The sequence below is a fragment of the Kribbella sp. NBC_00482 genome (genome assembly GCF_036013725.1).
Taxonomy (GTDB): domain Bacteria; phylum Actinomycetota; class Actinomycetes; order Propionibacteriales; family Kribbellaceae; genus Kribbella.
This window is the reverse complement of sequence record NZ_CP107881.1, coordinates 6,750,484-6,776,030: the sequence shown is the minus strand read 5'-3', so window position 1 is coordinate 6,776,030 and position 25,547 is coordinate 6,750,484. Positions and strand designations below refer to the sequence as shown.

The 25,547-nt window shown below is 69.5% G+C and carries 23 protein-coding genes; 11 read left to right on the top strand and 12 right to left on the bottom strand.

Annotated elements, in window-relative coordinates; all coding sequences use genetic code 11:
• The first annotated feature begins 67 nt into the window (after positions 1-67).
• Positions 68-1,003 (top strand): quinone oxidoreductase family protein, encoded by a 936-nt coding sequence (locus OHB24_RS32825; protein ID WP_327634761.1) that lies wholly within the window; start codon positions 68-70, stop codon positions 1,001-1,003.
• Between the two features lie 90 nt (positions 1,004-1,093).
• Positions 1,094-1,837, top strand: a complete 744-nt coding sequence (locus tag OHB24_RS32820; protein ID WP_327634760.1) for an SDR family NAD(P)-dependent oxidoreductase — start codon at positions 1,094-1,096, stop codon at positions 1,835-1,837.
• 4 nt (positions 1,838-1,841) lie between these two features.
• Here the strand turns inward: OHB24_RS32820 and OHB24_RS32815 are convergent, their stop codons facing one another.
• Together OHB24_RS32815 and OHB24_RS32810 are read right to left on the bottom strand one after the other, a co-directional pair.
• Positions 1,842-2,663 carry a sulfurtransferase gene (locus OHB24_RS32815; RefSeq protein WP_327634758.1) on the bottom strand — a complete coding sequence of 274 codons (822 nt, stop codon included), beginning with the start codon at positions 2,661-2,663 and terminating at the stop codon, positions 1,842-1,844.
• Positions 2,660-3,313, bottom strand: coding sequence for a thymidine kinase (locus OHB24_RS32810; RefSeq protein ID WP_327634756.1), 654 nt, complete (start codon positions 3,311-3,313; stop codon positions 2,660-2,662). The genes OHB24_RS32815 and OHB24_RS32810 overlap by 4 nt, the downstream gene beginning before the upstream one ends.
• A 97-nt stretch (positions 3,314-3,410) precedes the next feature.
• Between OHB24_RS32810 and OHB24_RS32805 the strand changes: the two genes are divergently transcribed.
• A complete protein-coding gene (locus tag OHB24_RS32805; protein ID WP_327634754.1) occupies positions 3,411-5,054 on the top strand; it encodes a S8 family peptidase in 1,644 nt (547 codons plus the stop codon).
• On the opposite strand, the gene OHB24_RS32800 is transcribed toward OHB24_RS32805, so the two are convergent.
• The 5 genes from OHB24_RS32800 to OHB24_RS32780 all read right to left on the bottom strand — a co-directional run bounded on the left by OHB24_RS32800 (position 5,051) and on the right by OHB24_RS32780 (position 10,350).
• Entirely contained in the window at positions 5,051-6,178 is a 1,128-nt protein-coding gene (locus OHB24_RS32800; RefSeq protein WP_327634753.1) for an alkaline phosphatase family protein, read from the bottom strand. The genes OHB24_RS32805 and OHB24_RS32800 overlap by 4 nt on opposite strands.
• Positions 6,179-6,182: 4 nt before the next feature.
• Positions 6,183-6,797 (bottom strand): DUF5998 family protein, encoded by a 615-nt coding sequence (locus tag OHB24_RS32795; protein WP_327634752.1) that lies wholly within the window; start codon positions 6,795-6,797, stop codon positions 6,183-6,185.
• A gap of 57 nt (positions 6,798-6,854) precedes the next feature.
• Positions 6,855-8,504: an FtsX-like permease family protein gene (locus tag OHB24_RS32790; RefSeq protein WP_327634751.1), complete on the bottom strand. Its 1,650-nt coding sequence runs from the start codon at positions 8,502-8,504 to the stop codon at positions 6,855-6,857.
• Positions 8,501-9,202, bottom strand: a complete 702-nt coding sequence (locus OHB24_RS32785) for an ABC transporter ATP-binding protein (RefSeq protein ID WP_327634750.1) — start codon at positions 9,200-9,202, stop codon at positions 8,501-8,503. The genes OHB24_RS32790 and OHB24_RS32785 overlap by 4 nt, the downstream gene beginning before the upstream one ends.
• Before the next feature lie 98 nt (positions 9,203-9,300).
• A complete protein-coding gene (locus tag OHB24_RS32780) occupies positions 9,301-10,350 on the bottom strand; it encodes a P1 family peptidase (protein ID WP_327634748.1) in 1,050 nt (349 codons plus the stop codon).
• 56 nt (positions 10,351-10,406) lie between these two features.
• On the opposite strand from OHB24_RS32780, the gene OHB24_RS32775 reads away from it, so the two are divergent.
• On the top strand, positions 10,407-10,913 hold the full coding sequence (locus tag OHB24_RS32775) for a DUF2087 domain-containing protein (RefSeq protein WP_327634746.1): 507 nt from the start codon (positions 10,407-10,409) through the stop codon (positions 10,911-10,913).
• On the opposite strand, the gene OHB24_RS32770 is transcribed toward OHB24_RS32775, so the two are convergent.
• Positions 10,906-13,602: a bifunctional acetate--CoA ligase family protein/GNAT family N-acetyltransferase gene (locus OHB24_RS32770; protein ID WP_327634744.1), complete on the bottom strand. Its 2,697-nt coding sequence runs from the start codon at positions 13,600-13,602 to the stop codon at positions 10,906-10,908. The two genes, OHB24_RS32775 and OHB24_RS32770, sit on opposite strands and share 8 nt — an antisense overlap.
• 41 nt (positions 13,603-13,643) lie before the next feature.
• Between OHB24_RS32770 and OHB24_RS32765 the strand changes: the two genes are divergently transcribed.
• From OHB24_RS32765 to OHB24_RS32750, 4 genes are read left to right on the top strand one after another with little or no spacing between them, the layout of a single operon-like run.
• Entirely contained in the window at positions 13,644-14,690 is a 1,047-nt protein-coding gene (locus OHB24_RS32765; protein WP_327634743.1) for an SLC13 family permease, read from the top strand.
• Positions 14,691-14,699: 9 nt separating this feature from the next.
• Positions 14,700-16,400 (top strand): AMP-binding protein, encoded by a 1,701-nt coding sequence (locus tag OHB24_RS32760; RefSeq protein WP_327634742.1) that lies wholly within the window; start codon positions 14,700-14,702, stop codon positions 16,398-16,400.
• Between the two features lie 5 nt (positions 16,401-16,405).
• A complete protein-coding gene (locus OHB24_RS32755) occupies positions 16,406-17,173 on the top strand; it encodes an ABC transporter permease (RefSeq protein ID WP_327634741.1) in 768 nt (255 codons plus the stop codon).
• Positions 17,170-17,418 carry a DUF2630 family protein gene (locus tag OHB24_RS32750; RefSeq protein ID WP_327634740.1) on the top strand — a complete coding sequence of 83 codons (249 nt, stop codon included), beginning with the start codon at positions 17,170-17,172 and terminating at the stop codon, positions 17,416-17,418. Before OHB24_RS32755 ends, OHB24_RS32750 begins: the two co-directional genes overlap by 4 nt.
• On the opposite strand, the gene OHB24_RS32745 is transcribed toward OHB24_RS32750, so the two are convergent.
• The 4 genes from OHB24_RS32745 to OHB24_RS32730 are packed head-to-tail and all read right to left on the bottom strand — an operon-like array spanning position 17,415 to position 20,153.
• A complete protein-coding gene (locus OHB24_RS32745) occupies positions 17,415-17,837 on the bottom strand; it encodes a TIGR03667 family PPOX class F420-dependent oxidoreductase (protein WP_327634739.1) in 423 nt (140 codons plus the stop codon). The genes OHB24_RS32750 and OHB24_RS32745 overlap by 4 nt on opposite strands.
• Complete coding sequence (locus OHB24_RS32740; protein ID WP_327634738.1) at positions 17,837-18,253, bottom strand: CoA-binding protein; 417 nt, start codon at positions 18,251-18,253, stop codon at positions 17,837-17,839. The genes OHB24_RS32745 and OHB24_RS32740 overlap by 1 nt, the downstream gene beginning before the upstream one ends.
• Before the next feature lie 2 nt (positions 18,254-18,255).
• Complete coding sequence (locus tag OHB24_RS32735; protein ID WP_327634737.1) at positions 18,256-18,909, bottom strand: response regulator transcription factor; 654 nt, start codon at positions 18,907-18,909, stop codon at positions 18,256-18,258.
• The gene (locus tag OHB24_RS32730) at positions 18,891-20,153 is read right to left on the bottom strand and encodes a sensor histidine kinase (protein WP_327634736.1); all 1,263 of its coding nucleotides are present in this window, start codon (positions 20,151-20,153) and stop codon (positions 18,891-18,893) included. Before OHB24_RS32730 ends, OHB24_RS32735 begins: the two co-directional genes overlap by 19 nt.
• A 108-nt stretch (positions 20,154-20,261) precedes the next feature.
• On the opposite strand from OHB24_RS32730, the gene OHB24_RS32725 reads away from it, so the two are divergent.
• The 3 genes from OHB24_RS32725 to OHB24_RS32715 all read left to right on the top strand — a co-directional run bounded on the left by OHB24_RS32725 (position 20,262) and on the right by OHB24_RS32715 (position 25,545).
• A complete protein-coding gene (locus OHB24_RS32725; RefSeq protein WP_327634735.1) occupies positions 20,262-21,029 on the top strand; it encodes an ABC transporter ATP-binding protein in 768 nt (255 codons plus the stop codon).
• Positions 21,029-22,963 (top strand): FtsX-like permease family protein, encoded by a 1,935-nt coding sequence (locus OHB24_RS32720; protein ID WP_327634734.1) that lies wholly within the window; start codon positions 21,029-21,031, stop codon positions 22,961-22,963. Before OHB24_RS32725 ends, OHB24_RS32720 begins: the two co-directional genes overlap by 1 nt.
• A 134-nt stretch (positions 22,964-23,097) precedes the next feature.
• Positions 23,098-25,545, top strand: coding sequence for a DNA gyrase/topoisomerase IV subunit A (locus OHB24_RS32715; protein ID WP_327634733.1), 2,448 nt, complete (start codon positions 23,098-23,100; stop codon positions 25,543-25,545).
• The last annotated feature ends 2 nt before the right edge of the window (positions 25,546-25,547 follow it).

The window sequence follows — 25,547 nt, the reverse complement described above, 5'->3', positions numbered from 1 at the left end:
GTACGTGAGACAAACTATCTTCTAGTAGTAGTACGTGAGACAAACTACTTTCGTGGGGGTGTGCGCGATGCAGGCAGCCGTGGTGCGGTCGTTCGACCGGCCGCCGACGTACGACGACTATCCGGAGCCGACGGTGTCCGACGCGGACGAGGTGCTCGTGCGCGTGGTCGCCGCCGGTCTGCACCCACGGGTGCGGTCCGCGGCCGACGGGTCGCACTACACGTCCGAGGGTGCGTTGCCGATGGTTCCGGGGCTCGACGGGGTCGGACGGACGGCGGACGGCGAGTTGCTGTACTTCGTTGCCGCCGACAACGCTGTCGGCTCGATGGCGGAGCGGGCGGTCGTCGATCGGCGGCGGGCCGTCGTACTGCCTGAGGGCACCGATCCGGTAGCGGTCGCGGCCGCGATGAACCCGGCGATGTCGTCGTGGGTCGCACTCCGTCGACGCGCGAACTTCCAGCCCGGAGGGTCGGTTCTCGTCCTCGGCGCGACCGGGAACGCCGGACAGCTCGCCGTACAGATCGCCAAGCAGCTGGGCGCGTCGAAGGTGATCGGCGCCGGCCGCGATCCTGAACGGCTGCAGTTACTCGCCGCCCTGGGCGCCGACGACGCAGTCAGCCTCGATGCCGTGGCCAAGTCGGCCGCCGACGTCGATGTGGTTCTCGACTACCTGTGGGGCGCGCCCACGGAGCAGGCGATGTCCGCCCTCCTCCACGCCCGCACCGACCGGGCCCGTCCCCTCACCTGGGTCCAGATCGGGTCGATGGCCGGCCGCGAGCTGACACTCCCGTCGTACCTGCTCCGAGCCACCGCCCTGACCATCATCGGCAGCGGCCAAGGCTCGGTCCCCACGCGCGACATCCTCGCCGACCTCCCTGCCCTGGCCACCCTCATCACCTCGAGCCAGCTGGCGATCAACCCCCAGCCAGTCCCACTCGCCGAGGTCGAGCAAGCGTGGACCAAGCCGGTGCAGCCCGGCGTACGCGTGGTGTTGGTTCCTTGACCGGTGACCCACCTCACGTCGATCGACTGTCACGTACGAGACCAGCCCGGCATCTCGTGGTCGAACAGTCGTTTCCACTGGAGGAACATGATGACGAACGCGGAGCAGACCACCGTACTGATCACCGGCGCGAACAAGGGCCTCGGCTACGAAGCGGCTCGTCGGCTCGGAGAAATGGGCTGGAAAGTCTTCCTCGGTTCACGTGACGAGGAACGCGGACGGGTGGCGGTCGAGAAGCTGGCGGCCGACGGAGTGGATGTGGTGCTGGTGCCGCTGGACGTCACGTCCGACGAGTCCGTGGCCGGCGCCCTGCAGGTCGTGTCCAGCCACACCGGACGGCTCGACGTACTCATCAACAACGCGGGCGCGCCGGGGCATGCCGTTCACCCGGGCGAGGCGACAGCTGACGAGCTGCACGGCGTGTACGACGCCAACGTGTACGGACCGGTGCGGGTCACGCATGCGTTCCTGCCGCTGCTGCAAGCGGCGAGCAACCCACGGGTGGTGATGGTCTCCAGCGGCGGCGGGGCCTTCAGCGTCGTGCTGGACCCGGAGCAGCCGGTCTCCAAGATGCACGAACTCGCGTACAGCTCGTCCAAGGCAGCGCTGAACATGCTCACCATCAGGTACGCCAAGGCACTGCCGGCCATCAAGTTCAATGCCATCACGCCGGGTGAGACCGCCAACCACACGTTCGCCGCCACCGACATGAACAACCACAAGGGTCAGCTGACCGTCACCGAAGGCACCGACGTCATCATCCGCATGGCCACGCTGGGCCCGGACGGACCCACCGGCACCTTCGAGGACCGTCTCGGTCCCGTGGATTGGTGAGCGGTCAGTCCTTGCCGGTGGCTACTGGGCGGGTGGGGTCGGTGATGTATTCGGACCAGCTGCCGATGTAGACGGTGGCGGGGAGGCCGGCGGATTCCAGGGCGAGGGCTTCGTGGGCGGCGGTTACACCCGAGCCGCAGTAGACTGCGGTTTCGGTCGACGGGCTGACGCCGAGTGCGGTGAAACGGGCCTGGAGATCGGCGGGCGGGAGGAAGCGGCCGGTCTCGTCGACGTTCGCGGTCGTCGGGGCGTTGACAGCCCCGGGGATGTGGCCGGCGACCGGATCCATCGGCTCGACCTCGCCCGCGAACCGCTCCGGTGCCCGTGCGTCCAGCAGGATGCCCTTCGCCGCCACCGCAGCAGCACCGTCGGCGTCGAGCACGGGCAGGTGGCCGGGCGTCGCGGTGAAGGTACCTGCACCATCAGCCGGTGCCTCCACGGTGGCCTCTCCCCCGGCGGCCTTCCATGCGGCCAGTCCGCCGTCGAGGACGCGGACGTCGGTCAGCCCGAAGTACCTGAACACCCACCAGGCGCGGGCCGCGGACATCGAGTTCGCAGCGTCGTACACCACCACCGGGGTGTCGGCGGAGCTGACGCCGAGCCGGCGGAACGTGTCCGTCACAGTGGTTGCGGCGGGCAATGGGTGGCGGCCGGGACCGGGAGCGGCGGCGAGCTCGGTGTCGAGGTCGACGAAGTACGCCCCGGGCAGGTGGCCGGCGTCGTACGCCTCCTTGCCGGGCGGGCCGGCCAGGTTCCAGGTGACGTCGACCAGCACCGGAGCGGCGGCCAGCGCCCGCAGGTCGTCAACGGTGATCAACGGACTCATGACGCAGCTCCTCCGAACGGCAGGACTTCGGGTGACAGGGTGGCGCGGGCGCGGGCCTGGGTGAGACGGCGGCGGTGGTGCCGGCGGCAGAGGACCTCGTACGCGATCTCGTGGTCCAGCGACACGATGTCGCCCACCACCAGCTGCTCGCCCTCGGTCACCATCTCCCCACCGATCGTACGGGCGTTGTGCGTGGCCCGTTCACCGCACCAGCACAACGCCTCGACCTGGAGCAGTTCCATCCGGTCCGCGAGCTCCACCAGCCGCGCCGACCCCGGGAACAGCGTCGCCCGGAAGTCGGTCAGGATGCCGAAGCAGAACACGTCGATCTGCAGCTCGTCGGTCAGCCGCGCGAGCTGCTCGATCTGCAGCGGGCTGTAGAACTGCGCCTCGTCGCAGACCACGTAGTCGATCCGGCCGCCCGCCGTCAGCTCGTTCACGACGTAGTCCCAGAAGTCGAACTCCGTGCGTACCTCGACCGCCTCCGCGGACAGCCCGAGCCGCGACGAGAGCACCGACTCCCCCGCCCGGTCGTGGCTGGTGAAGATCCTTCCGAGCCTCCCGCGTGCCTTGTGGTTGTGATCCATCTGCAGCGCGAGTGTCGACTTGCCGCAGTCCATGGTCCCGGTGAAATACAGGAGCTCCGCCACGGGCGAACATCCTGCCAAGTCAAAGGTCCGGGGCGCACGTCGGGGTGTGTCGGAGCGGTGGGTTGGGTTCTGAGCCTCCGTTCAGCTTGAATGGATTGTGCGCAAAGCTCTGTTCCTCGTCCTCGCGGCCTTCCTGGTCGTCGCCACCGCCACCCTTCCGGCCGGTGCGGCGCCGGCCCGGTCCGAGGCGGGACTGCGCGCGTACTTCGTGATCACCGCGCCGAACCAGACCGGCAAGGTGACCGGTGCGATCACGCAGAACGGCGGCACGGTCTATGCGACGTACGACGCGATCGGGGTGATCGTGGCGCACTCGACGGCCGCCGACTTCGCGGACAAGTTGCGCGGCGTCGAGGGCGTGCAGAAGGCCGGCGCGACCCGCACCTCCGACCTGCCCGCGGCGGTCGGGAACCCGGCCATCCCGCCGGCGGTCCCGGAGACCCCGACGACGCAGCCGGAGAGCGACCGCGCGGACATGACCCAGATCGGCGCGGACCGCGCCTGGGCGAAGAACCCGGGCTCGAAGACCGTCACCGTCGGAGTCCTCGACACCGGCGTCGACGACCTGCACCCGGACCTCAAGGCGAACTTCGACGCGGCGAAGTCGGCGTCCTGCGCGTACGGCAAGGCCGACGTCCGGCCCGGCGCGTGGCGGCCGGTCGGCGAGCACGGTACCCATGTCGCGGGCACGATCGCCGGCGCGAAGAACGGCATCGGGATGGTCGGGGTCGCGCCGGGCGTGAAGGTGTCGTCGATCCGGGTCGCCGAGGCCGGGAGCCAACTGTTCTTCCCGGAGAACACGGTCTGCGCGTTCATGTTCGCCGCCGACAAGGGCGTCTCGGTGACGAACAACAGCTACTACGTCGACCCTTGGTTGTACAACTGCCCGACCGACAAGGACCAGGACGCGATCGCCGAAGCGGTCCGCCGGTCCGTCGCGTACTCGGACAGCAAGGGTGTGGTGAACATCGCCGCGGCCGGCAACGAGAACGACGACCTGGCCAACAAGACCGAGGACCCCTCCAGCCCGGACGACTCGACCCCGGCCGACCGGACCGTCACGAACGACTGCATCAGCCTGCCGACCGAGCTACCGAACGTCGTCGTGGTCGCGTCGGTGGGCCCGACCAGCGCGAAGTCGCCGTTCTCGAACTTCGGTGAGGGCAAGATCAGCCTCGCCGCACCGGGCCAGGCCGTGTACTCGACGGTGCCGGGCGGTGGCTACAAGCTCCTCGACGGTACGTCGATGGCGTCGCCGCACGTCGCCGGCGTCGCGGCCCTGCTCCGCAGCGCCGACCCGAAGCTGAACCCGGCCCAGGTCCGCGCCCGGCTCGCCCAGCAGGCCAACGACCTCGCGTGCCCGCCCGCGGCCTCCGGTGAGTGCTCCGGCTCGGCGGGGAACAACTCGTACTACGGCGAAGGGCTCGTCGACGCGGCCGAGGCGGTCGGCGCCGCCTCCGCGCAGCCGCAGGGCGCGATCTCGGTCACTCAGCCGTCCGAGCAGCTCGGCGTCGGCGGCATCCCGGCGGTTCCCCTGCTCTTGAAGGGCACTGGCGGCACCGGCGACATCAGCTACTCGGCGAGCGGTCTGCCGCCCGGCCTCACCATCGACGCCGAGCGCGGCTGGATCACCGGCGTGCTGGCGCCCGGCGCCGGCCGGTTCAAGGTGACTGTCACCGCCCGCGACGGCGAAGCGAAGACCGCCACCACCAGCTTCTTCTGGGACGTCTGGAGCTTCTAGCTCCCTGCGTCGACGAGCAGGGGGATCTCCATCTCGTCCGGAGTGAGTGAGCCGTGGAGACCGATCAGATCGGCCTCCTGCGCGTGGCGTCGGCTGGCCACCAGTGCGAGCGGACCGAGCGCCGCGACGACGATGTCCCCGAGGCGCGGTGACACCCGGTCCTCGACGACCGGACCGAACCAGCCACGCGCGATCGCCTCGGAGCGGGTCAGCACCAGGGCCTTGTCTCCCAGCCGTTCCCGGTAGACGGCGAGTACGTCGGCCTCGGCGCCGGGAACGCAGTACAAGTGACGGAAACGCGACTCCCCACCGATGAGGGTCAGCCCTTCGGTCAGTGCGGGCTCGGTGTCCAGGTCCACGCGGTGCTCGGGGGCGACGTCGATCATGCCGTGGTCGGCGACGACGAGCAGAACGGCGTCACGCGGCAGCGCCGAGCGGACCTGTTGGGCGAACGTGTCGGCCGCGCCCAGTTCCTTCTGCCACTGCCAGGAGTCGCAGCCTTGCTGGTGGCCGATGTAGTCGAGCTGCGAGTCGTACACGTAGACCAGTGACGACTGCCCTTCACGACTCGCGAAACGGGTTGCGTCCAGACGGTCTTCGACAGTGTCGGCACCACGGTGCGCGCTCCCCCGAAACGCGGCCGCCGTCAGACCTGACGTGTCGAACCGCGCCTTGCTCACGTTGCGCGTGGCAACACCTGCGGCCGCCACCCGCTCGAACACGGTCCCGTGCGGCTGCCAGCGTCGCGGGTCGACCGGCGCGTCCCAGGACAGTGCGTTCAGCAGTGCACCGGTTTCCGGCACGAGCGACGTGTAGCCGACGATGCCGTGCGCACCCGGAGGCAGACCCGTGCCGAGGCTCGTGAGGCTGACCGCAGTCGTCGACGGCACTCCGGCGGTCAGACTGCGGCTCTTCGGGATCAGCGACGACATGTACGGCGCGGCATCGCCGTACCGCTGGAGCAGCTTCCAGCCGAGTCCGTCCAGCAGGAGCACGGCGTACCGGGAGGCGGGCGGCAGGCCGAGGAGGTTGGTCTCCCCCGGCACCGACAGCGCGCCGGCGACTGATGGCAGGACGTCGGCGAGCGCGCCGCCGCCGTACTGCGGCGAAACCGGCTGGATCACGGCGCTACCTGCTGGTGGTCGCGAACGAGAGTGCCTTCGCGAACTCGAGCACCTGCTGGATCCCGGCCGGCCCGTCGGCCGCGGCGCTGATCCGCAGCGAGATGTCATCGGCCGCGATCGAGCCGGTGTACCCGTGGTCGGCCTCGCAGTTCGGGTCCGCGCAGACAGCCGGCTCGAGGTCGATGCGGTTCACCATTCCCCAGCCGATGGTCAGCACCACTTCGCCGCTGCCCGCCACCGCCGGGTCGGCCTTGCCGGTGGCGTAGCCCGCCGGGTTCGGTACGACGCGGTTCACGACGACGGCGTTCACCCGGTGCAGCGGGATCGCCTCGGTCGAGGTGGACGCGTACGGCGCGCGGATCAGTTCGTCGGCGGCGTGCTCGTCGGTGTGGCCGACGATCAGCCGGGTCGGGGTCAGCGCCAGGATCGTGATGTGCCGCCGGACCTCGTCGCGGTCGAACGTCGGCTCGTGCTGCAGCACGTAGGCCCGGATCGGTTCGCCGGCGATCGCCACCTCGAGCGAGTCGGTCACCACGTCGGGGTAATAGCCGCACCGATCGATCGCGTCGCGCAGGTCCGCCGACGCGTCCGCGAGCTCCGGTGTATTCAGGTCACGCATGCCCACATCCTCGCACGATCGTGCCCCGGACCGTTTCACCCTTGTGGACAACCGCGATCAGTTCGCACTTGCCTTCCGCAGGACCGGTGCGCCGGCAGTGCCCGCGACGGTGACCAGGACGAGCCCCGCGACGACCTGCCCGAGCAGCAGCAGTACGCCGGAACTCCCCTGGGTGATCATCTTTCCGCCGCTCAACGCCAGCCCGCACAGCGCACCGAACCCGACAACAGGCAGGCCGACACCGACGACCGGTACGACGGCCGCCACCCGAGCCGCTCGCTCGATCACCGACAGCGGCACTCCGGACCGCCGTAGCGCGCGTGCAGGAGCTGCTTGGTCCAGCGCCGTACCCACTGCTCCCGCAGCGGTCGAGGCAGCCACGGTCAGGAAGACCAGCGAGAGCAGCAACGCGACACCGATCCGCATGTCGTTGAAGCTCGGGACGTCGTCACCAGAGGGCATGAACACCGAAATGAACCCCGTAACGAAGCCGGACAGCACCAGCGCCGCCACAGGTCGGAAAGCGCCTTTTGGATCGTCTACCAGGCGTCGACCGGCCAGCAATGTCACAGGTCCGTTTGCTGCCTTCGCCATCGCCTTGCCGACCAGTTGGACAGCCCACGGCCCGACCACGCGTACGGCGAGGGCCGCGAAGCCGACCGCGATCAGCAACGGCAGCACAGCCGCCTTCATCCCGAAGTACGCCAGCATCACCGGACCGATGACCAGCATCCCGATGCGGAGCACACTGAGGCCCTTGCGCGTTTGACCGCGTACGACGCCCAGCGGGGTGATGCTGACGCGTCCGAGGCCGATGAGCGCACTGGTGACAGACAGAACAGGTACGGCGGCCAGTACGACGAGGACTGTCCACCATTGGACCGTGATGTCACCGACGTACCAGCGTCCGCCGCCGAGTGGGATCTGCGCGATCAGCGGACTCAGAACGGTGTAGCCGACCAGACCGACGACTGCACCGGCCGCGGCGAGCACGGCTTGTTCTACTGTGCTCAGCCAGAGCACCTGAGTCCGGGTGGCACCGGCGAGACGTAGGGCTGCCAGTCGGTGCTCGCGGCGCTTGGCTGCGACACCAGCAGCTTGTCCGACGAGGCTCAGGATCGGGAACAGCACCAGGATGATGCCGAACGCCACTGCGATGAGCAGAGCGAGCATGCGGCTGTCCCAGACCTTCTCGTTCCAGCTGCTCACGTACTGCGGGTGCTGGTCGGCAGGGATCGTCTGGACGCCACGGATGATGATGAACTCTTCCGGCGAGGACAGGCCCTTGTCGGTGATCACACCGGTCGGCTTCTCGACGCCGTACTGCTTGGCGAGGCTGGACCAGCGTTTGGCGACCTCGGGCGAGACGAAGACCTCGCCGGGCTTGGGTGCGTGGTCGAGGCCAGGCGGTGGTGCGAGCTCGTTGGGGCGGAGGACCGCGAGGTCGAGAACACTCAGGCGGTGGCCGTCGACACGCTGGTCGTCGTCCAGGTTCAACGCGCCGATCGCCGTCGCCGGATCGGCCTTGTCCGCACTCCGCCACCCGATCCGCTCCGACCGCTGCGACAACCCGAGCGAGCCGGCAATCAGAAACGTCACCAGCAGTGCGACCACTGCGGTCGCACCGAACGCGGCCAGGTTCGCGGCACGTCCGCCCGGCCCGGGGCGCCGTACAAACCGCAGACCGAGCTCAGTCATCGGGTTCATCGCACGGCTCCCATGGCGTCGCTGACTCGGCCGTCGACGATGTGGAGGGCGCGGTGGCAGCGGGCGGCAACGGCGTTGTCGTGGGTGACGACGACTACTGCGGCGCCGCGGTAGGTCGCGGCACCTACCAGCAGGTCGATGACCTGTGAGCCGGTGGTGGCGTCCAGCGCGCCGGTCGGCTCGTCCGCGAACACCACCTGCGGCTCGCCGACCAGCGCCCGCGCGATGGCCACGCGCTGCGCCTGACCGCCGGACAGCTCACCCGGGCGACGGCCAACCTCGGCGGCCAGCCCAACCTGGGCGAGCGTCGTGCGCGCCCGCCCGATCGCCTCGCGCCGGCTCAGACCGTCAACCATCAACGGCAGGGCAACGTTCTCGTCGGCAGGCAGCTCGGCGAGCAGTTGGTTGTCCTGGAACACGAAGCCAAGCCGGCGACGACGCAGTACCGTCCGGGCGGCGTCGTTGAGCTGGTCGACGCGTTCACCGCCCAGCCACACCTCGCCCTGGTCCGGCGTGAGGATGCCGGCGAGTACGTGCAGGAGGGTGGTCTTGCCGTTGCCGCTCGGGCCCATGACCGCGATCGCCTCGCCGGAGCGGACGGCGACGTCCACACCGGCCAGGCCGACCACGCTGCCGTAGTGCTTCACCAGGCCGTGCCCACTCAACACGACCTGCGACTGGGGACTTTGAAAGTTCATGCCCAGAGCCTGTCGCGATCACCGCCCGCGAGCGTCGGCCCGCGGACCGGTCTTGCCGTCGTCTTTAGACCCGTCCGGCGTACGACTCCAGTCGTACGTCAGTCGGTCTGGAACGCTGACGGGTAGGCGTCCCGGTAGCTCGGGATCGTCCCGGCCGGGGTCTGCACCGACTCGGCGTTCAGCATCGCGTGCACGATCGCCCGCGACAGTGTTCGCGCGCCGGCGGCGTACACGGACTCCAGCTGGCCGATCGCCATCGGATCGGTCACGCTCAGCCGCGGCTCGTCCGACGTCCGGGTCGAGAGCGCGAAGATGCTGTCGCCGTCGACCAGGGTGTGGATCGGGTCGATCGCCCGCGCCAGCCCGTCGTGCGCGACCATCGCCATCCGTTGCGTCGCGGCCTTGTCCAGCGGTACGTCGGTGGCGACGATCGCGATGACCGTGTTCATCGACGGGCCTGGGATGAGGTTGCGGCCGGGCGCGGCGGGCGGCGGCGGCTCGACCGGGGTCCGCAGGTGCGCGAACTCGCCGCCGAGCCCGAGGCGGGCGCCGTACAGGTTGCCGTCGGCATCGACCGTGGAGCCGGCTGCGTTCACGACGACCAGCGCGCCGACCGTCGTGCCGTCGTCGAGCCGGACGCTCGCCGATCCGACGCCGCCCTTCAGCGAGCGGGCCCGGGCGCCGGCCCCGGCTCCATGGTTGCCCAGGGCAACCGGACCGTCGGTGGCGGCGGCGATCGCGTCCGCTCCCCAGGACGGCTCCGGCCGGGCCTTGAAGTCGCCGCCGCGGGCGAGATCGAAGATCACGGCGGCCGGGACGATCGGCACCACGTCGTACTCGCCCTGGCCGACGCGGACGCCCTCACCGCGGTCCTCCAGCCAGCGCATCACGCTGCCCGCGGTGTCGAGCCCGAACGCGCTGCCTCCGGTCAGGACGATCGCGTTCACGCCGCCGTTCGAGTTCACCGGCGCGAGCAGGTCGGTCTCACGGGTGCCGGGTGCGCCACCGCGGACGTCGACCCCGCCGACGGCGGTTCCCGGCACGTGCACGACCGTCGTTCCGGTCAGGTACGGCGGGTCGACGCGCTCGACCTGTCCGACCAGGATTCCAGGGACATCGGTGATCGCGTTACGCGGTCCAGGCTGCATGCCGACGATCCTAGGACAGGGCCTAATCCGGTTGCGGTGAGCGTTAGCGTGAAGGCATGAACGCCGATCAGGTCTGTGGTCTGCTGGCCGAACCGTCGAGGTTGCGGACGTACTCCGCCATCGTCCTCGGCGCCTCCACTCCCGACCAGGTTGCCGGGAGCACCGGACTCCCCGCGCCGGTCGTGGTGAAGGCGCTGCAGCGGCTGACCAAGGGCGGGCTGATCGCGGCGAGCCGGGACGGGTTCACTGCGGACGAGGCCGCGTTCAAGGACGCCGTGCGGGAGAGCCGGCCGGAGCGGGTTCCGCTGGATCCCGATCCTGCGCGGGACAACGTGCTGAGGTCGTTCATCCGCGACGGGCGGCTGACCCACTTCCCGACGTTCCCGGACAAGTACCAGATCGTGCTCGAGTACATCGTGCAGAGCTTCGAGGCAGGGCGCCCGTACCCCGAGGCCGAGGTCAACGAGATCCTCAACCGCTGGCACGCCGACCACGCCGCCCTCCGCCGAGGCCTGGTCGACGCCAAGCTTCTCGACCGCGAGAACAGTATCTACGTCAGGTAAGTCGTCGGGCCGGGGTGTCCTGGCGGGGCTTCTCGTTCGGTGCGATGCGGATTCTGGTGTCCAGGACGGTGGCGCCCTGGGCGGAGACCAGGACCGAGCGGAGGTCCAGGCGGACGACCTCCTCGAGGTCGAGGGTCAGGCGGGACACCCGGTGCAGGAGGTCCTCGATCGCGGGGATGTCCACGGGGTCCGAGCCGCGGTAGCCGTACAGCAGCGGCGCGGCCTTCACCTCGCGCACCATCTCGGCCGCGTCGCGGGTGGTGAGCGGCGGCATCCGGTACGAGCGGTCCCCCAGCAGATCCGTCGCGACGCCGGACAGCCCGAACGTCACCACCGGACCGAACGACACGTCCTCGATCGTCGAGATCACCACCGGTACGCCGGGCGGCGCCATCTTCTGTACGACGAACTGCGCCCGCCCCGGATCGGACGCGACCCCGAACGTGTGGGTCATCTCCGCCCAGGCCGCCCGCATGTCCTCCTCGTCGTGGATGTGCATCCAGATGTCAGCGAGGTCCGGCCGCATCCGCCACTGTTCCGCGGTCGCCTTCAGGATCACCTCGAACCCGAGGTCCGCGGCCCGGTCGACGGCCTCGTCCGCGGACAGCACCGGGAACGCCGGCAGCACCGAGATCCCGTAGAAGGTCAGCAGCCGCTGCCGATCGGCCTCGTCGAGGTCCGCGCCGGACGGGTGCCGCTGCAGGAACTCCGCGACGAAGTCCTCGCCCCCGCCGGTGTCGATCTCCGGCAGATCCGGGATCCGGCTGTCCGACCGGCGCCGCCACTCGGCGTACTGCGTCGCCTTCGCCAGCGCGCCGACGGCGTACTGCGGATTGAGGAACGACGGGATCGAGCCGCGCGCGGCACCGCCGTCCTCGTCCGGTACCTGCAGTTCGGCGGGCACGCTCCGGGACGCGAGGAACGTCGACACCACCGGCTTGTCCGAGCCCGCGGCCGCCGCGGCGAGCACCTGCGCGACCTCGCCGCCGTTCGACTGCACCGGCGGTGTGTAGATCACCACGACCGAGTGCACCTTGTCGTCGGCGAACACCTCGGACAGTGCGAGACCGAAGTCCGACGCGGTCGCGTCCGCGCTCAGGTTCCGCGGCTCGCCCGCGACGTCCAGGCCGCAGCCCGCCATCGTGTCGAGCGCAAGCAGCGTCAGGGCGTCCGAGTTCGAGACGATCGCGACCCGGCGGCCCTTCGGCAGCGGCTGGTGCGCGAGCAGCTGCGCGACGTCGAACAGCTCGCCGGTGGTGTCCACACGGATCAGGCCGCTCTGACGGAACATCGACTCGATGCTTTCCGGCGGCAAATGGCTGCGCCGTACGAGCTGTCCGACCGGCACGCCTTGGGTGGCGCGTCCGGACTTCAGCGCGATCACCGGTTTCCGCCCCGCCAGCCGTCGCGACACCCGGCTGAACTTGCGCGGGTTGCCGAGCGACTCCAGGTACAGCAGGACGACCTCGGTGGCCTCGTCGGAGTACCAGTACTGCATCAGGTCGTTGCCCGAGACATCCGCGCGGTTGCCCGCCGACACGAAGCTCGACAGCCCGAGACCACGTCCGACCATGTCGGCGAGGATCGGCACGCCGAGCGCTCCGGACTGGCAGAAGAACGCGACCCGGCCCTTGCTCGGCATCAGCGGTGACAGCGTCGCGTTCAGCGAGACCCCGCTCGCGGTGTTGATCAGCCCCAGCGCGTTCGGCCCGATCACCCGCATGCCGTACGACCGCGCGAGACCCACCAGGTACCGCTGCCGCTTGCGCCCCTCGTCACCGATCTCGGCGAACCCGCTCGAGACCACGACCAGCCCGCGCACACCCTTCGCCGCGCAGTCCAGGACGACGTCCGCGACCATGTCCGCCTTGACCGCGACCACCGCGAGGTCGACGGTGTCCTCGACCTCCCGGATCGTCGGGTACGCCGGGACGCCCTCGATCTCGGACGCTTTCGTGTCGGTGTTCACGGCGTACAGCCGGCCGGGGAACCCGCCGTCGCGGAGGTTGCGCAGCAGCGCGTTGCCGATCGTGCCCTCGCGGCGACTCGCACCGATGACGGCGACCGAGGACGGGGTCAGCAACCGGGCGATCGACAACGCCTCGGAGCGCTGCTCGCGGGCCTGCATCACCCCGAACGACGTGTCGGTCGGCGCGATGTCGAACTCGACCATGATCACGCCGTCCTCGAACTCCCGGGCGACCTTGTACCCGGCCTCGGTGAAGACCGTGATCATCTTCCGGTTGTCCGGCAGCACCTCGGCGACGAACCGGTGGATGCCGTTCTCCCGGGCCGCCTGCGCCAGGTGCTCGAGCAGCAACTGCCCCAGTCCGCGGCCCTGGTGCGCGTCCTCGATCAGGAACGCGACTTCCGCCGTACTCCGGCTGGTGCCTTCATAACGTCCGACGCCGATCATCTCGTCACCGACCGTGACGATCAGTGCCAGCCGCGCGTGGTAGTCGACCTGCGTGAACCTCGCCACATCGCGGTCGGACAGTTCTGGGTACGGGGCGAAGAAGCGGTAGTACTTCGACTGCTCGGACACCCGGGCGTAGAACGCCACCAGGAGCGCGGCATCGTCCGGCGTGATCGGCCGCAAGTGCGCGGTCGCGCCGTCCCGCAGGACGACATCGGCCTCGTACTCCGCCGGATAGCCGTCCGGAGGCTCGTGGTCATACTGGTCCGGCACCTAGACAGCGTACTCAAACACTTACTGGAGAGGACCCGAATTTGGTCGAGCGGATCGCGCCGGTGCTGGTGTTCCTTGTCGCAGTGACTGTCATCGCCGAGCTGGCCGACCAGGCCAAGGTGTTCGACGTCGCGGCGCGGGAAGCCGCGCACCTCGCCCGCGGCCGGGTCTGGCGTCTCTGGCTACTGGTGGTCGCGCTGGCCACGGGCCTCACCATCGTGCTGTCTCTGGACACCTGCGCGGTGCTGCTGACACCTGTGGTGCTGTCCATGGCCCGCCAACTGGACATCCCGCCGAAGCTGTTCGCGTTCACCACCGTCTGGCTGGCCGGTACGGCGTCTCTCCTGTTACCGGTGTCCAACCTCACGAACCTCCTCGCCCTGCATCCGTTCCGCAAGCTGGACGTCAACTACCTGTCCGTGAGCTGGCGCCCTGCGATCGCGGCGATCCTCATCACTGTCGTAGTACTCGCGGCGCTCTTCCACCGCGACCTGCCGCGGCGGTACGTCGTACCGCCGACACCTGCGGTCGAGGACAAGGTCCTGTTCTGGGGCTCGGCAGGGGTCTGCCTGCTGCTCGGCCCGGCGTTCGTCTCGGGCATCGAGGTGGCGTGGCCGGCGAGCATCGGTGCGCTCGTGCTGGTCGTCCTGTTCGCAGTACGGCGGCGCAGCGTCCTCAAGTGGTCGCTGATCCCGTTCAAGCTGGTCGGCACGGTCGTGGTGCTGTTCACCGTCGTCGGGTTCCTGAGCTCCCACGGGCTCGAGGAGCTGTTGCGGTGGGTCGCGGGCACCACCTCCGAGCTGCGCTTGAGCGCGACCGCTGCGCTCGGGGCGAACCTGTTCGACAACCTCCCGGCGTACCTCGCCATGGAACCGGTCGCCGCGGACAGCCCGCACCGCATGCTCGCCCTCCTCATCGGCGTCAACTGCGGTTGCCTGCTCACCCTGTGGGGCTCGCTCGCCACATTGCTCTGGCGGGCACGCTGCGACGCCGCCCGCGTGGACATCTCCTGGTGGTCGTTCCTGTGGCGCGGCCTGATCCTCACGCCACTCGTCGTCACCGGAGCTGTCCTCGCGCTGAATGGGTAGTGTGCGCTCATGGCGACGGAGCAGAGCACTTCGGAGGTCACCCGGGAGTTCCGGACGGCGCGCGACTTCCTGGTGGCGCATCGGGACGACTACGAGACGGCGTACCGGGACTTCAGTTGGCCGGCGTTCGAGCGGTTCAACTGGGCGCGTGACTGGTTCGACGCGCTCGCCGTGGAGCAGCCTGAGGTGGCCGCGCTGACGATCGTCGAGGAGGACGGCGAGGTCAATTCGCGGACGTACGCGGAGATGGGCGAGCGGTCCCGCCAGGTGGCCGGGTGGCTGACCGAGGCCGGGCTGAAGCCGGGCGACCGCGTCCTGATCGTCCTCGGCAACCAGGTCGAGCTGTGGGAGACGATGCTCGGCTGCATCCGCGCCGGTGCGGTGATGATCCCCGCCACGACCCTGCTCACCGACGCCGACCTCGCGGACCGGATCTCCCGCGGCATCGTCCGCGCCGTCGTCACCAGCGGCGCCGACGCCGGCCGGTACGCCGGAATCGCCGACAACTGCATCCGCGTCGCCGTCGGCGCACCGGCCGAGGGCTGGCTCCCCTTTTCAGACTCGGAGAACTACGACGGACCGGTGCCCGAGGTCGACACCGCGGCCGACGACTCGCTGCTGCTCTACTTCACCTCCGGCACGACGAGCCAGCCGAAGCTGGTCGAGCACACGCAGGTGAGCTACCCGATCGGCCACCTGTCCACGATGTACTGGATCGGCCTGCAGCCCGGCGACGTACACCTCAACGTCTCCTCCCCCGGCTGGGCGAAGCACTCGTGGAGCAACGTGTTCGCGCCCTGGAACGCCGGCGCGACCGTCTTCCTCTACAACTACACGCGGTTCGACGCCGAGAAGATGCTGCAGGTGCTGCAGGAGTACGGCGTGACCACGTTCTGCGCGCCGCCGACGGTGTGGCGGATGCTGATCCAGGCGGACCTGTCCGCGGTCGAGGTCAGGATCCGCGAGTGCATCTCGGCCGGGGAACCGTTGAACCCCGAGGTGATCGAGCAGGTCCGCACCGCGTGGGGCATCACGATCCGGGACGGGTACGGCCAGACCGAGACGACCGCGCAGATCGGGAACCCGCCCGGCCAGCAGGTGAAGCTCGGCTCGATGGGGCGCCCGCTGCCGGGGTACAGCATCGCGCTGATCGACCCGTCCACCGACGAGATCGGCGACGACGGCGAGATCTGCATCGAAATGGCGCCCGCGCCGGTCCCGCTGATGCGCGGGTACCGGGACGCGCAGGAGCTCACCGAAGAGGTGATGCGGCACGGGTACTACCACACCGGCGACGTCGCGAGCCGCGACGAGGACGGCTACATCACGTACGTCGGACGCTCGGACGACGTGTTCAAGGCCAGCGACTACCGCATCTCCCCGTTCGAGCTGGAGTCGGTGCTGATCGAGCATCCGGCCGTCGCCGAGGCGGCCGTCGTACCGTCACCGGATCCGGTGCGGCTCGCCGTACCGAAGGCGTACGTCGTACTCGCGGCCGGGCACGAACCGTCGCGTGAGCTCGCCGGGGAGATCCTGGCGTTCTGCCGCGAGCACCTGGCGCCGTACAAGCGGATCCGGCGGATCGAGTTCTCCGACCTGCCGAAGACGATCTCCGGGAAGATCCGGCGGGTCGAGTTGCGCGCCGACGAGGCGGCGAAGGTCGAGAGCGGGACCGGCGGGCAGACGTACGACGAGGCGGACTTCAAGTAACCGCGATGTCGTTCCACACCGGACTCGGCTGGGCGGCCGTCGTCGTCCTGCCGTTGCTGATCGCGATCGGGGTCGGCGCCTCGCGGTACGCAGGGCTCCGGCACGACAAGGGCATCGTCACGGCGGCGCTGCGTGCGGTCGTGCAACTCGCCGCGGTCGGGGCAGTGGTCGGGGTCGCGCTGCAGCACACGCTCGGCGCGATCGCGTTCGTGCTGTTGATGTTCGTGGTCGCGACCGCGACGAGCACGCGACGGCTTCAGCACACCGTGGTCGTCCCGCGGCAATGGATGTACTGCGCGGCCGCGATCGGGAGCGGGGCGTTCGCCGTACTGCTGCTCCTGATCCTGCCGGGCGTCGTACCCCGGAACCCGGCGAGCATCCTGCCGATGGGCGGGATCATCGTCGGCGGCGCGATGACGGCGACCACGCTCGCCGGACGGCGGGTGCTGAGCGAGTACGGCACCCGGTACGGCGAGTTCGAGGCCGGACTGTCGATCGGGCTGCTGCAGCCGGACGCGTTCAAGCTCGTGGTCGGCCCCGTCGCGGGTGACGCCCTGCTGCCGGCCCTCGATCAGACCCGGACGGTCGGCCTCGTCACCCTGCCGGGTGCGTTCGTGGGCATGGTCCTCGGCGGGGCCTCACCGACCCAGGCAGCCGCGCTCCAACTCGTCGTACTCGTCGGCCTGGTCGCAGCCGAGGCGATCGCGATCCTGGTCGTCACGGAGCTGCTGTCACGCTCGACGCTTCCGGACGGGCGTACCGTTTCAGCATGAGCGACGACAAGAGCATCTTCAGCCGGATCGACGACCTGGTGGCCGAGGAGCACGAGCTGCGGACCAAGCACGCGGCGGGACAGGTGAACGACGCCGACGAGCACGCCCGCCTCCGGGCGCTCGAGGTCGAGCTGGACCAGTGCTGGGACCTGCTCCGCCAGCGCCGCGCCAAGCGCGAGTTCGGCGAGAACCCCGACGACGCCGCCGCCCGCTCCAGCGACACCGTCGAGGGCTACCTCAACTAGAAACCGCGCAGTTTCTGCGGGGTGATCCGGATCAGGACCGAGTAAGCAGCGTGGAACTGGTCCGGGGTCATGCCGAGGCCGGTGATGTCGTCGGCGTACTTCGCGTTGTACGCCGCCAGCGTGTCGCCGCTGATCGGGTCCGCGTCGATCACCGCCGTGCCGGAGATGACGCCGACGTCTCCCCCGGTGTGGGTGGCGTTGAAGTTGACCGTGACCTGCGGATGGCCGGCGACGTTGCGCAGCTTGGCCTTGTCCGGCTCGCTGCTGATCAGGATCTCGTCGTCGTGCCAGAGGAACCACACCGGGGTGGGCGCCGGCGTGCCAGACGGGGCGACGGTGGTCAGCCAGACCACCCGCTCGTCGTCGAGCTGCCGTGCGATGCGCTTACCGAAGCCGGTGGACGTGTCGATCGTGAACATCAGAGCCCTTCGGAAGAGATCGGTCCGAGACGTCCCCACTCGATCGCCGGGCAGTGGTCCATCACCATCGTGAGACCCGCGGCCGTCGTCCGTGCGTAGGCGTCCTGATCCACTACATCGAGCTGGAACCAGACCGCTTTCGCGTTGATTCCCACCGCCTGGTCGGCGATGTCCCCGGCCAGCTCGGACCGCACGAACACGTCCACGCAGTCCACCGCAAACGGGATGTCCGCGAGCCGCGCGTACCCCTGCTCGCCGTGCACCGTCTCCGCCGCCGGATGCACCGGCACGATCCGCTTCCCGTGACTCTGCAGGAACCGCGCCACCCCGTACGCCGCCCGGCTGGTGTTGTTCGACAGCCCCACCACGGCCCAGGTCTCGCACTCGGCCAGGATCTTCCGAATCGCCTCGTCCATCGCTAGCCCCTCAAATACGTCAGCACTGCGGAAACGCGCCGGTCCAACCCTTCGTCCAACCGCAGCTTGGCGAAGATATTCCCGACGTGCTTGCGTACGGCGGCCTCACTCACCACCAACTGCTCCGCGATCGACCCGTTCACCCGGCCTTCGGCCATCAGCGCGAGCACCTCCAGTTCGCGCGGCGTCAGCGCGGACAGCGGCCCGTCGTTCCGCCGCCGCGCCAGCAACTGCCGCACGACCTCGGGGTCGACCACGGTCCCGCCGTCGGCGACCCGGTCCAGCGACTCGAGGAACTCGGTCACGTGCCCGACCCGGTCCTTCAACAGGTACCCGATCCCGCCGGTCGTTGTCTCCAGCAACGTCGACAGGTAGGCATCGGCGACGTACTGCGACAGCACCAGGATCCCGATCTCGGGCAGCTCCGCCCGGATCGCCGCCGCGGCCCGCAGCCCTTCGTCGCTGTGCCCGGGCGGCATCCGTACGTCGGTGATCACCATGTCCGGCGGGTCCTTGCGGACGACAGCCAGCAGAGCATCCCCGTCCCCGACAGCGTCCCGTACCTCGTGCCCGGCGCGATCCAGAATGCTGGCCAGACCCTCTCGCAGCAGCAGTGAATCTTCCGCCAGCACGATGCTCAATCGCCGAGTCGGCACGGGCACTCCATCCTCAATCGCGTCGGCCCACCGGATGGGCTGTCGACGTCGAGTCTGCCGCCCAAAGCGTCCAACCGCGTCACCAACCCGGTGAGACCCGTCCCGGCACCCAACTGCGCGCCGCCGACGCCGTCGTCCTGCACCGTGATGACGAGCCGGTCCTTGTCGACCCAGCCGGTCACCTCGCACGTCGAGGCCTGCGCGTGCTTGGCGACGTTCGCCAGCGCTTCACTGACGACGAAGTACGCCGCGGCCTCGATCGGACCCGGCAACCGCGTCGGGATCGACAGCTGCAACGTCACCGGGAGCGGCATCCGATCGGCCACTTCCCGTACGGCGGCCTCCAGCCCGTGATCCACCAGCACCCGCGGATGAATGCCTCGGACAGCGGCCCGCAGGTCCGCCAGCGCCGCCTCGGCCTCCCCATGCGCCTTGACCACCAAACGCTTGCCCTCACCTTCCGGGAGGTCCAGCTCGGCGAGACCGAGCGTCATGGTGAGTCCGACCAGCCGCTGCTGTACGCCGTCGTGCAGGTGCCGCTCGATCCGCACCCGCTCGGTCTCGAACGCGTCGACCAGGTCCAGCCTCGAACGACGCAACTCGGCGAGGTTCCGCTGGAGCTCCTCCTGCCGCGGCCCGAGCATCACCTTCGCGAGCGAGGCCTGCGCGCCGGCGATCACCCCGAGCAAGTACGAGCTGACCACGAAGAACACTGGCCCGAACAGGACCAGGAACAAGAGCCCTTCCCGCGCAGTGTCCATCGTCCACGGACCCATGCCCATTTGATCGCCGTCCGCGATCACTGGTGCCGCGAGGGTCGTGAGAAGGGTGGTCGCGCTGACCCCCGCGAACAGGGCGCTCAGCGGCCAGAGGAAGACGCCGAGCACGAAGCCGTACCCGAGCGCCCGCATCGACGCCTGCTCGCGGCGCCGGAACGTCAGCCTCGCTCGCAGCGTGAGCCCGGCCGGCAGCTTCGCGTGCGGACTGCTGATGCCGTCGAGCAGCATCAGTCCGGCCCGCCATCGCTCCGCCCTCCCGATCGCCGCGCCGATCAGCGGGAACGCCGCCAGCATCACGATCCCGATCAGGATCGGGCTCAGCACCGCGCTCAGTCCCGCCAGCCCGACCAGCACCACGATCGACACCACACCCATCGGCACGGACGTCAACAGGTACGCATAGCTCCGCCACGGCCACGACGAGATCAGGTAGCGCGGCGAAGCCAATGCGGCCCACACGGTCATGGCCCCAACCCTAGGCGGGCTCTGGTCCCTGGGCGGTAGCGTGCGCGCTACTGCGGGTCTCCCCCGTGGGCCAGGGTCCAGATCGTCGTACGACGGTTTGCTGGAACCATGACCGCTACCGCGCCGACCTATCCGTTCACCGCACCGGCCGAGCCGCCTGCGCTGCTACTGGACGGCATCACCAAGACATACCGTTCCAAGGCCGGAGCGGTCGACGCGCTGCGCGGGGTGACCTACCACTTCGCCCGGGGCTCGTTCACGGCTGTGATGGGCCCGTCCGGCTCCGGCAAGTCGACACTGCTGCAGTGCGCGGCAGGACTCGACCATCCGACCACAGGGACCGTCGTACTCAACGGAGTCACCCTCCTCGGACTGAACGAGGTAGAGCTCACGAAACTGCGCCGGGCCGAGATGGGCTTCGTGTTCCAGGCGTACAACCTGCTGCCCTCGCTGACCGTGTACGACAACGTGGCACTCCCGCTGCGCCTCACCGGTCGCCGCCCGGCGCGGAACGACGTACAGCGGGTGCTGGAACAGGTCGGACTGGAAGGGAAAGCGAAGCGGCGGCCCGCCGAGCTGTCCGGCGGGCAGCAGCAGCGGGTCGCGATCGCGCGGGCGCTGATCACCCGCCCGTCGGTGTTCTTCGCCGACGAACCGACCGGCGCACTGGACAGCGGCACCAGCCGGCAGATCCTCGGACTGTTGCGCGAGGCAACCGACAGCGCGGGCCAGACCGTCGTGATGGTGACCCACGACCCGGTCGCGGCCGCGTACGCCGAACGCGTGCTGTTCCTGTCCGACGGGCTGCTCGCCGGCCACCTCGATCGCGCCACGCCCGCGCAGATCGCGGCGGCGATGAGCGACCTGGAGCGATGATGTTCTTCCTCAGCCGGCAAACCGTCGGCCGGCACCGATCGCTGTACGCCGGTTCGTTCGTGGCGCTCGCAGTCGGGGTGTTCCTGCTCGGGCTGGCGGCGACCGCGACGGCCGCCACGGTCGCGTACCACGGGCCGACCTCCGCGAGCATCGGCGTCACCACTCTCGGCGGCGACGGTACGCCGCCTGAGACCGTGAAGGTGCCGTTGTCGGACGCCGACGTGTCCGGTTTGCAGACCGTGCTCAGCATGGTCGGGACGATCAGCGGGTTCATCACGATGTTCGTGATCGCGAGCACGTTCGCGTTCGCCGTCGCGTCCCGCCGGCGGGAGCTCGGGCTGCTGCGGCTGATCGGCGCGACGCCGCGGCAGATCCGCCGGATGGTGCTCGGCGAGGCAGTCGCCGTCGCGCTCGCCGCATCGCTGACCGGGGCATTCGCGGCTCACCTCGCGACACCGCTCCTGCTGCGCAAGGCGTCGTACACCGAGCTGGCGCCGGTGAAACTGGAGCCGGCGTCGCCGTGGGTCCCGCTCGCGATCGCCGTCGCGGCCGGCCTGCTGGTCGCGATGCTCGGTGCGCGTTCGGCGGCTCGGCGCGCGGGCAAGGTCGCGCCCATCGACGCACTGCGGGAGGCGTCTCTCGAGCCCCCGCGGATCGGGCCGGTGCGGGTCGTGTTCGGGCTGCTGTTCCTGGCCGGCGCGATCACCATGCTCACGCTGATCCGGCCGTCGAGCGGTGAGGGCGCCGTACCGCTCGCGATGTTCACGCCGATGGTGATGGTGATCGCGCTGACGTTGCTCGCGCCCCTCGTCGTACCGCTGATCGGACGGGTGTGGGCGGTACCGCTGGTCGCGTGGACGCAGGTGTCGGGGCGACTGGCCCGGAGCAACGTGCTCGCCGCGCCGCGACGGAGTGCATCCCTCGCGGCGCCGATCCTCGCCATCTCGGCGATCGCCGGGTCCATGGTGCTGAGTCTCAGCTTTGTCGCTGACAGTGCGGCGGCGACCGTCCGCGACGCGGTCCGGGCGCCGATCGTCGTCACTGGAGCCGCACCCGTCGACAGCGCCGGTACGAAGGCCGTTGATGCAGGACTGCCGGTTCAGGTGGTGCGGATCGCGGCCGACTACGCGCAGCTCGAGGACGCCGAGGGGATCGATCCCGCCATCGCGTCGCAGACCCGGGACCTCACCGTGCGGTCCGGATCTCTGACCGGACTGACCGGCAATACGGTTGCTGTCAGCAAGGAGATGGCGGGGTTCGAGAGCTACCACGTCGGCGACGAGATCCCGGTGGTGTTCCCCGACCGGACGCCGGTGAAGCTTCGGGTGGTCGCGATCGTGAAGGACGCGTTCGGCGTGAATCCGTCGTTCCTGATCCCGCTCGACCTGGCGCGCCAACATGCACCGGAGGCACAGGTCGAGCGCAGCTTTGTGCTGCCGGCCGACGGGGTATCGCCCGCGGATCTCGTGCAGCGGATTCCCGGAGCACAGTTGGCGACCGACTGGGAGGCCGACCAGGCGAAGGGCGTCCGGGAGGGCAACCGGATCGGGCTCGTCATGCTGCTCGGGCCGGCCGCGCTCTACAGCGCCATTGCGATCGCCAACACACTCCTGATGGGCAGTCTGCAGCGCCGCCACGAGTTCGTCACGTCGCGGTTGCTCGGCGCGACGCCGGCGCAGCTGCGGCGCATGGTGCTCTGGGAGTCGTCGCTGGTCGGCACGATCGCGCTCAGCCTCGGGACCGTGATCACGGTGACGGTCGGAGTACTGATCCGGCACGCGATGAACGCGGGTCTGGCCGACGTACCGACCACCGTGCCGTGGGGCATCCTGCTGGGTATCGGCGCACTTTGTCTGATCCTGGCGGTAGGGTCCGCTCTGGCCCCGACGACGTACCTCCTGCGCCGGTCGCAGCCCTCCGCAGCGGTGGACTAGTCCGCAACCGTGGAGGAGATCGACGACAGGGTGGGTCGTGGCCGGGAGAATCGCCGTTCACCAGGGACAATGGGTGCGGCGCGCCGGACCGTCGCGGCGCCCGTACCGCTTGATCGAGGAGTTCGTAGACCCGCATGGCACGCCGTACCAGCACCGCCGAACCCGAGGACTTCGAGGAGCGCATCCTCGACGTCGACGTCTCCGACGAGATGCGTACCAGCTACCTGGAGTACGCCTACTCGGTGATCTACGCCCGGGCGCTGCCCGACGCCCGGGACGGCCTCAAACCGGTCCAGCGGCGGATCCTGTTCTCGATGGCGGAGAACAACATCCGCCCCGACCGCGGCCATGTGAAGTCGGCCCGCGTCGTCGGTGAGGTCATGGGTAAGTACCACCCGCACGGCGACGGCGCGATCTACGACGCCCTGGTCCGGACCGCGCAGCCGTGGTCGATGCGCGTGCCGCTGATCGACGGCCACGGAAACTTCGGATCTCTGGACGATGGTCCGGCGGCGATGCGTTACACCGAGTGCCGGATGGCGCCGCCGTCGATGGCGATGACGACCGGTCTGGACGAGAACGTCGTCGACTTCAAGCCGAACTACGACGGCCGGGAGACCGAGCCGTACGTGCTGCCGGCCGCCTTCCCGAACCTGCTGGTCAACGGCGCCGCCGGGATCGCGGTCGGGATGGCCACCAACATGGCCCCGCACAACCTGGTCGAGGTGATCCAGGCGCTGCGGCACCTGATCAAGACGCCGGGTGCCGACCTCGACGACCTGATGCGGTTCATCCCCGGGCCGGACCTGCCGACCGGCGGCAAGATCGTCGGCCTGGAAGGCATCAAGGACGCGTACGCGACCGGCCGCGGCAGCTTCAAGATGCGCGCCACCGCGCGCGTCGAGAACGTCACCCCGCGCCGCAAGGGCATCGTGGTCACCGAACTGCCGTACTCCGTCGGCCCGGAGAAGGTGATCGAGAAGATCAAGACACTGGTGCAGAGCAAGAAGCTCCAGGGCATCGCGGACGTCAAGGACCTCACCGACCGCGCCCACGGCACGCAGCTGGTCATCGAGGTCAAGAACGGCTTCGTCCCCGAGGCGCTGCTTGAGCAGCTCTACAAGATGACCCCGCTCGAGGACGCGTTCCACGTCAACAACGTGTGCCTGGTCGAGGGACAGCCGCGCACGCTCGGCCTGAAGGAGCTGCTCGAGGTCTACCTCGCGCACCGGTACGACGTGACGCGCCGGCGCAGCGAGTTCCGCCGGAAGAAGGCCCAGGACCGGCTGCACATCGTCGACGGTCTGCTGATCGCGATCCTGGACATCGACGAGGTCATCCAGGTGATCCGGAGCAGCGACGACTCGGCCGAGGCCCGGGCGCGGCTGATCGAGATCTACGACCTGTCCGAGATCCAGGCGAACTACATCCTGGACATGCCGCTGCGCCGGCTGACGAAGTACTCCAAGCTCGAGCTGGAGACCGAGAAGGGCGAGCTGGAGCGCGAGATCGAGGCGCTGACCGCGATCATCGAGGACGCCGCGCTGCTCCGCAAGACGGTGTCCGACGAGCTCGCCGAGGTCGCGAAGACGTACGGGACGCCGCGGCGGACCGTGCTGCTGGAATCGTCGGGCGCGACCAAGACGGCCGCCGTGCCGCTCGAGGTCAGCGACGACCCGTGCTGGATCCTGATGAGCTCGACAGGGCTGCTCGCGCGGACGAACGGTGTGGAGCCGTTCGGTCCCAGCGACGCGCGCGCGAAGCACGACGCGATCGTGTCCGCGGTGAAGAGCACCGCCCGCGGGCAGTACGGCCTGATCACCAGTGCGGGCCGGTTGATCCGGCTCGAGTCGCTCGACCTTCCCGCCGTACCGACGACCGCGAACGCGCCGAACCTGCAGGGTGGCGCGCCGATCGCGGAGTTCGTGTCGCTGGACCCGGGCGAGAAGGCGCTGGCACTGACCACGATGGATCCGGACTCGGTCGGCGTCGCCCTCGGTACGACGAGTGGCGTCGTGAAGCGCGTCGTACCGGATCACCTCAGCAACCGGGACTCGTGGGAGATCATCGGGCTCAAGGACGGCGACGAGGTCATCGGCGCGGTCGAGCTGACCACAGGTGACGAGGAGCTGTGCTTCATCACGTCCGACGCGCAACTGCTGCACTTCCCCGCCTCGGTCGTGCGGCCGCAGGGGCGGACCGCCGGCGGCATGGCCGGCGTACGGCTCGCTGCGAAGGCGAAGGTGGTGTTCTTCGGCGCCGTGGACACCGGGCGCGAGGCGCAGGTCGTCACCATCGCGGGCTCGTCGTCCGCGCTGCCGGGGACCGAGGTCGGCGCGGTGAAGCTGACGCCGTTCAGCGAGTACCCGGGCAAGGGCCGCGGGACCGGCGGTGTGCGTTGCCAGCGGCTGCTCAAGGGCGAGGACGGGCTGCTGCTCGGGTACATCGGCACGGCGCCGGTGAAGGCCAGCGCGAACAGCGGCGCACCGGTCGACCTGCCACCTGTCGACCTGCGGCGCGACGGCTCCGGCGTACCGGTTGCTCAGCCCATCGCTGCATGCGCTCCCGATCTGGCAGGCTGACC

Bases quoted from the DNA above. Each gene is read 5' to 3' on its own strand.
- OHB24_RS32825 (WP_327634761.1), top strand. From the start codon at position 68: ATGCAGGCAGCCGTGGTGCGGTCGTTCGACCGGCCGCCGACGTACGAC.
- OHB24_RS32820 (WP_327634760.1), top strand. From the start codon at position 1,094: ATGACGAACGCGGAGCAGACCACCGTACTGATCACCGGCGCGAACAAG.
- OHB24_RS32815 (WP_327634758.1), bottom strand. From the start codon at position 2,663: ATGAGTCCGTTGATCACCGTTGACGACCTGCGGGCGCTGGCCGCCGCT.
- OHB24_RS32795 (WP_327634752.1), bottom strand. From the start codon at position 6,797: ATGCGTGACCTGAATACACCGGAGCTCGCGGACGCGTCGGCGGACCTG.
- OHB24_RS32790 (WP_327634751.1), bottom strand. From the start codon at position 8,504: ATGAACCCGATGACTGAGCTCGGTCTGCGGTTTGTACGGCGCCCCGGG.
- OHB24_RS32785 (WP_327634750.1), bottom strand. From the start codon at position 9,202: ATGAACTTTCAAAGTCCCCAGTCGCAGGTCGTGTTGAGTGGGCACGGC.
- OHB24_RS32780 (WP_327634748.1), bottom strand. From the start codon at position 10,350: ATGCAGCCTGGACCGCGTAACGCGATCACCGATGTCCCTGGAATCCTG.
- OHB24_RS32775 (WP_327634746.1), top strand. From the start codon at position 10,407: ATGAACGCCGATCAGGTCTGTGGTCTGCTGGCCGAACCGTCGAGGTTG.
- OHB24_RS32760 (WP_327634742.1), top strand. From the start codon at position 14,700: ATGGCGACGGAGCAGAGCACTTCGGAGGTCACCCGGGAGTTCCGGACG.
- OHB24_RS32755 (WP_327634741.1), top strand. From the start codon at position 16,406: ATGTCGTTCCACACCGGACTCGGCTGGGCGGCCGTCGTCGTCCTGCCG.
- OHB24_RS32750 (WP_327634740.1), top strand. From the start codon at position 17,170: ATGAGCGACGACAAGAGCATCTTCAGCCGGATCGACGACCTGGTGGCC.
- OHB24_RS32745 (WP_327634739.1), bottom strand. From the start codon at position 17,837: ATGTTCACGATCGACACGTCCACCGGCTTCGGTAAGCGCATCGCACGG.
- OHB24_RS32740 (WP_327634738.1), bottom strand. From the start codon at position 18,253: ATGGACGAGGCGATTCGGAAGATCCTGGCCGAGTGCGAGACCTGGGCC.
- OHB24_RS32730 (WP_327634736.1), bottom strand. From the start codon at position 20,153: ATGACCGTGTGGGCCGCATTGGCTTCGCCGCGCTACCTGATCTCGTCG.
- OHB24_RS32725 (WP_327634735.1), top strand. From the start codon at position 20,262: ATGACCGCTACCGCGCCGACCTATCCGTTCACCGCACCGGCCGAGCCG.
- OHB24_RS32720 (WP_327634734.1), top strand. From the start codon at position 21,029: ATGTTCTTCCTCAGCCGGCAAACCGTCGGCCGGCACCGATCGCTGTAC.
- OHB24_RS32715 (WP_327634733.1), top strand. From the start codon at position 23,098: ATGGCACGCCGTACCAGCACCGCCGAACCCGAGGACTTCGAGGAGCGC.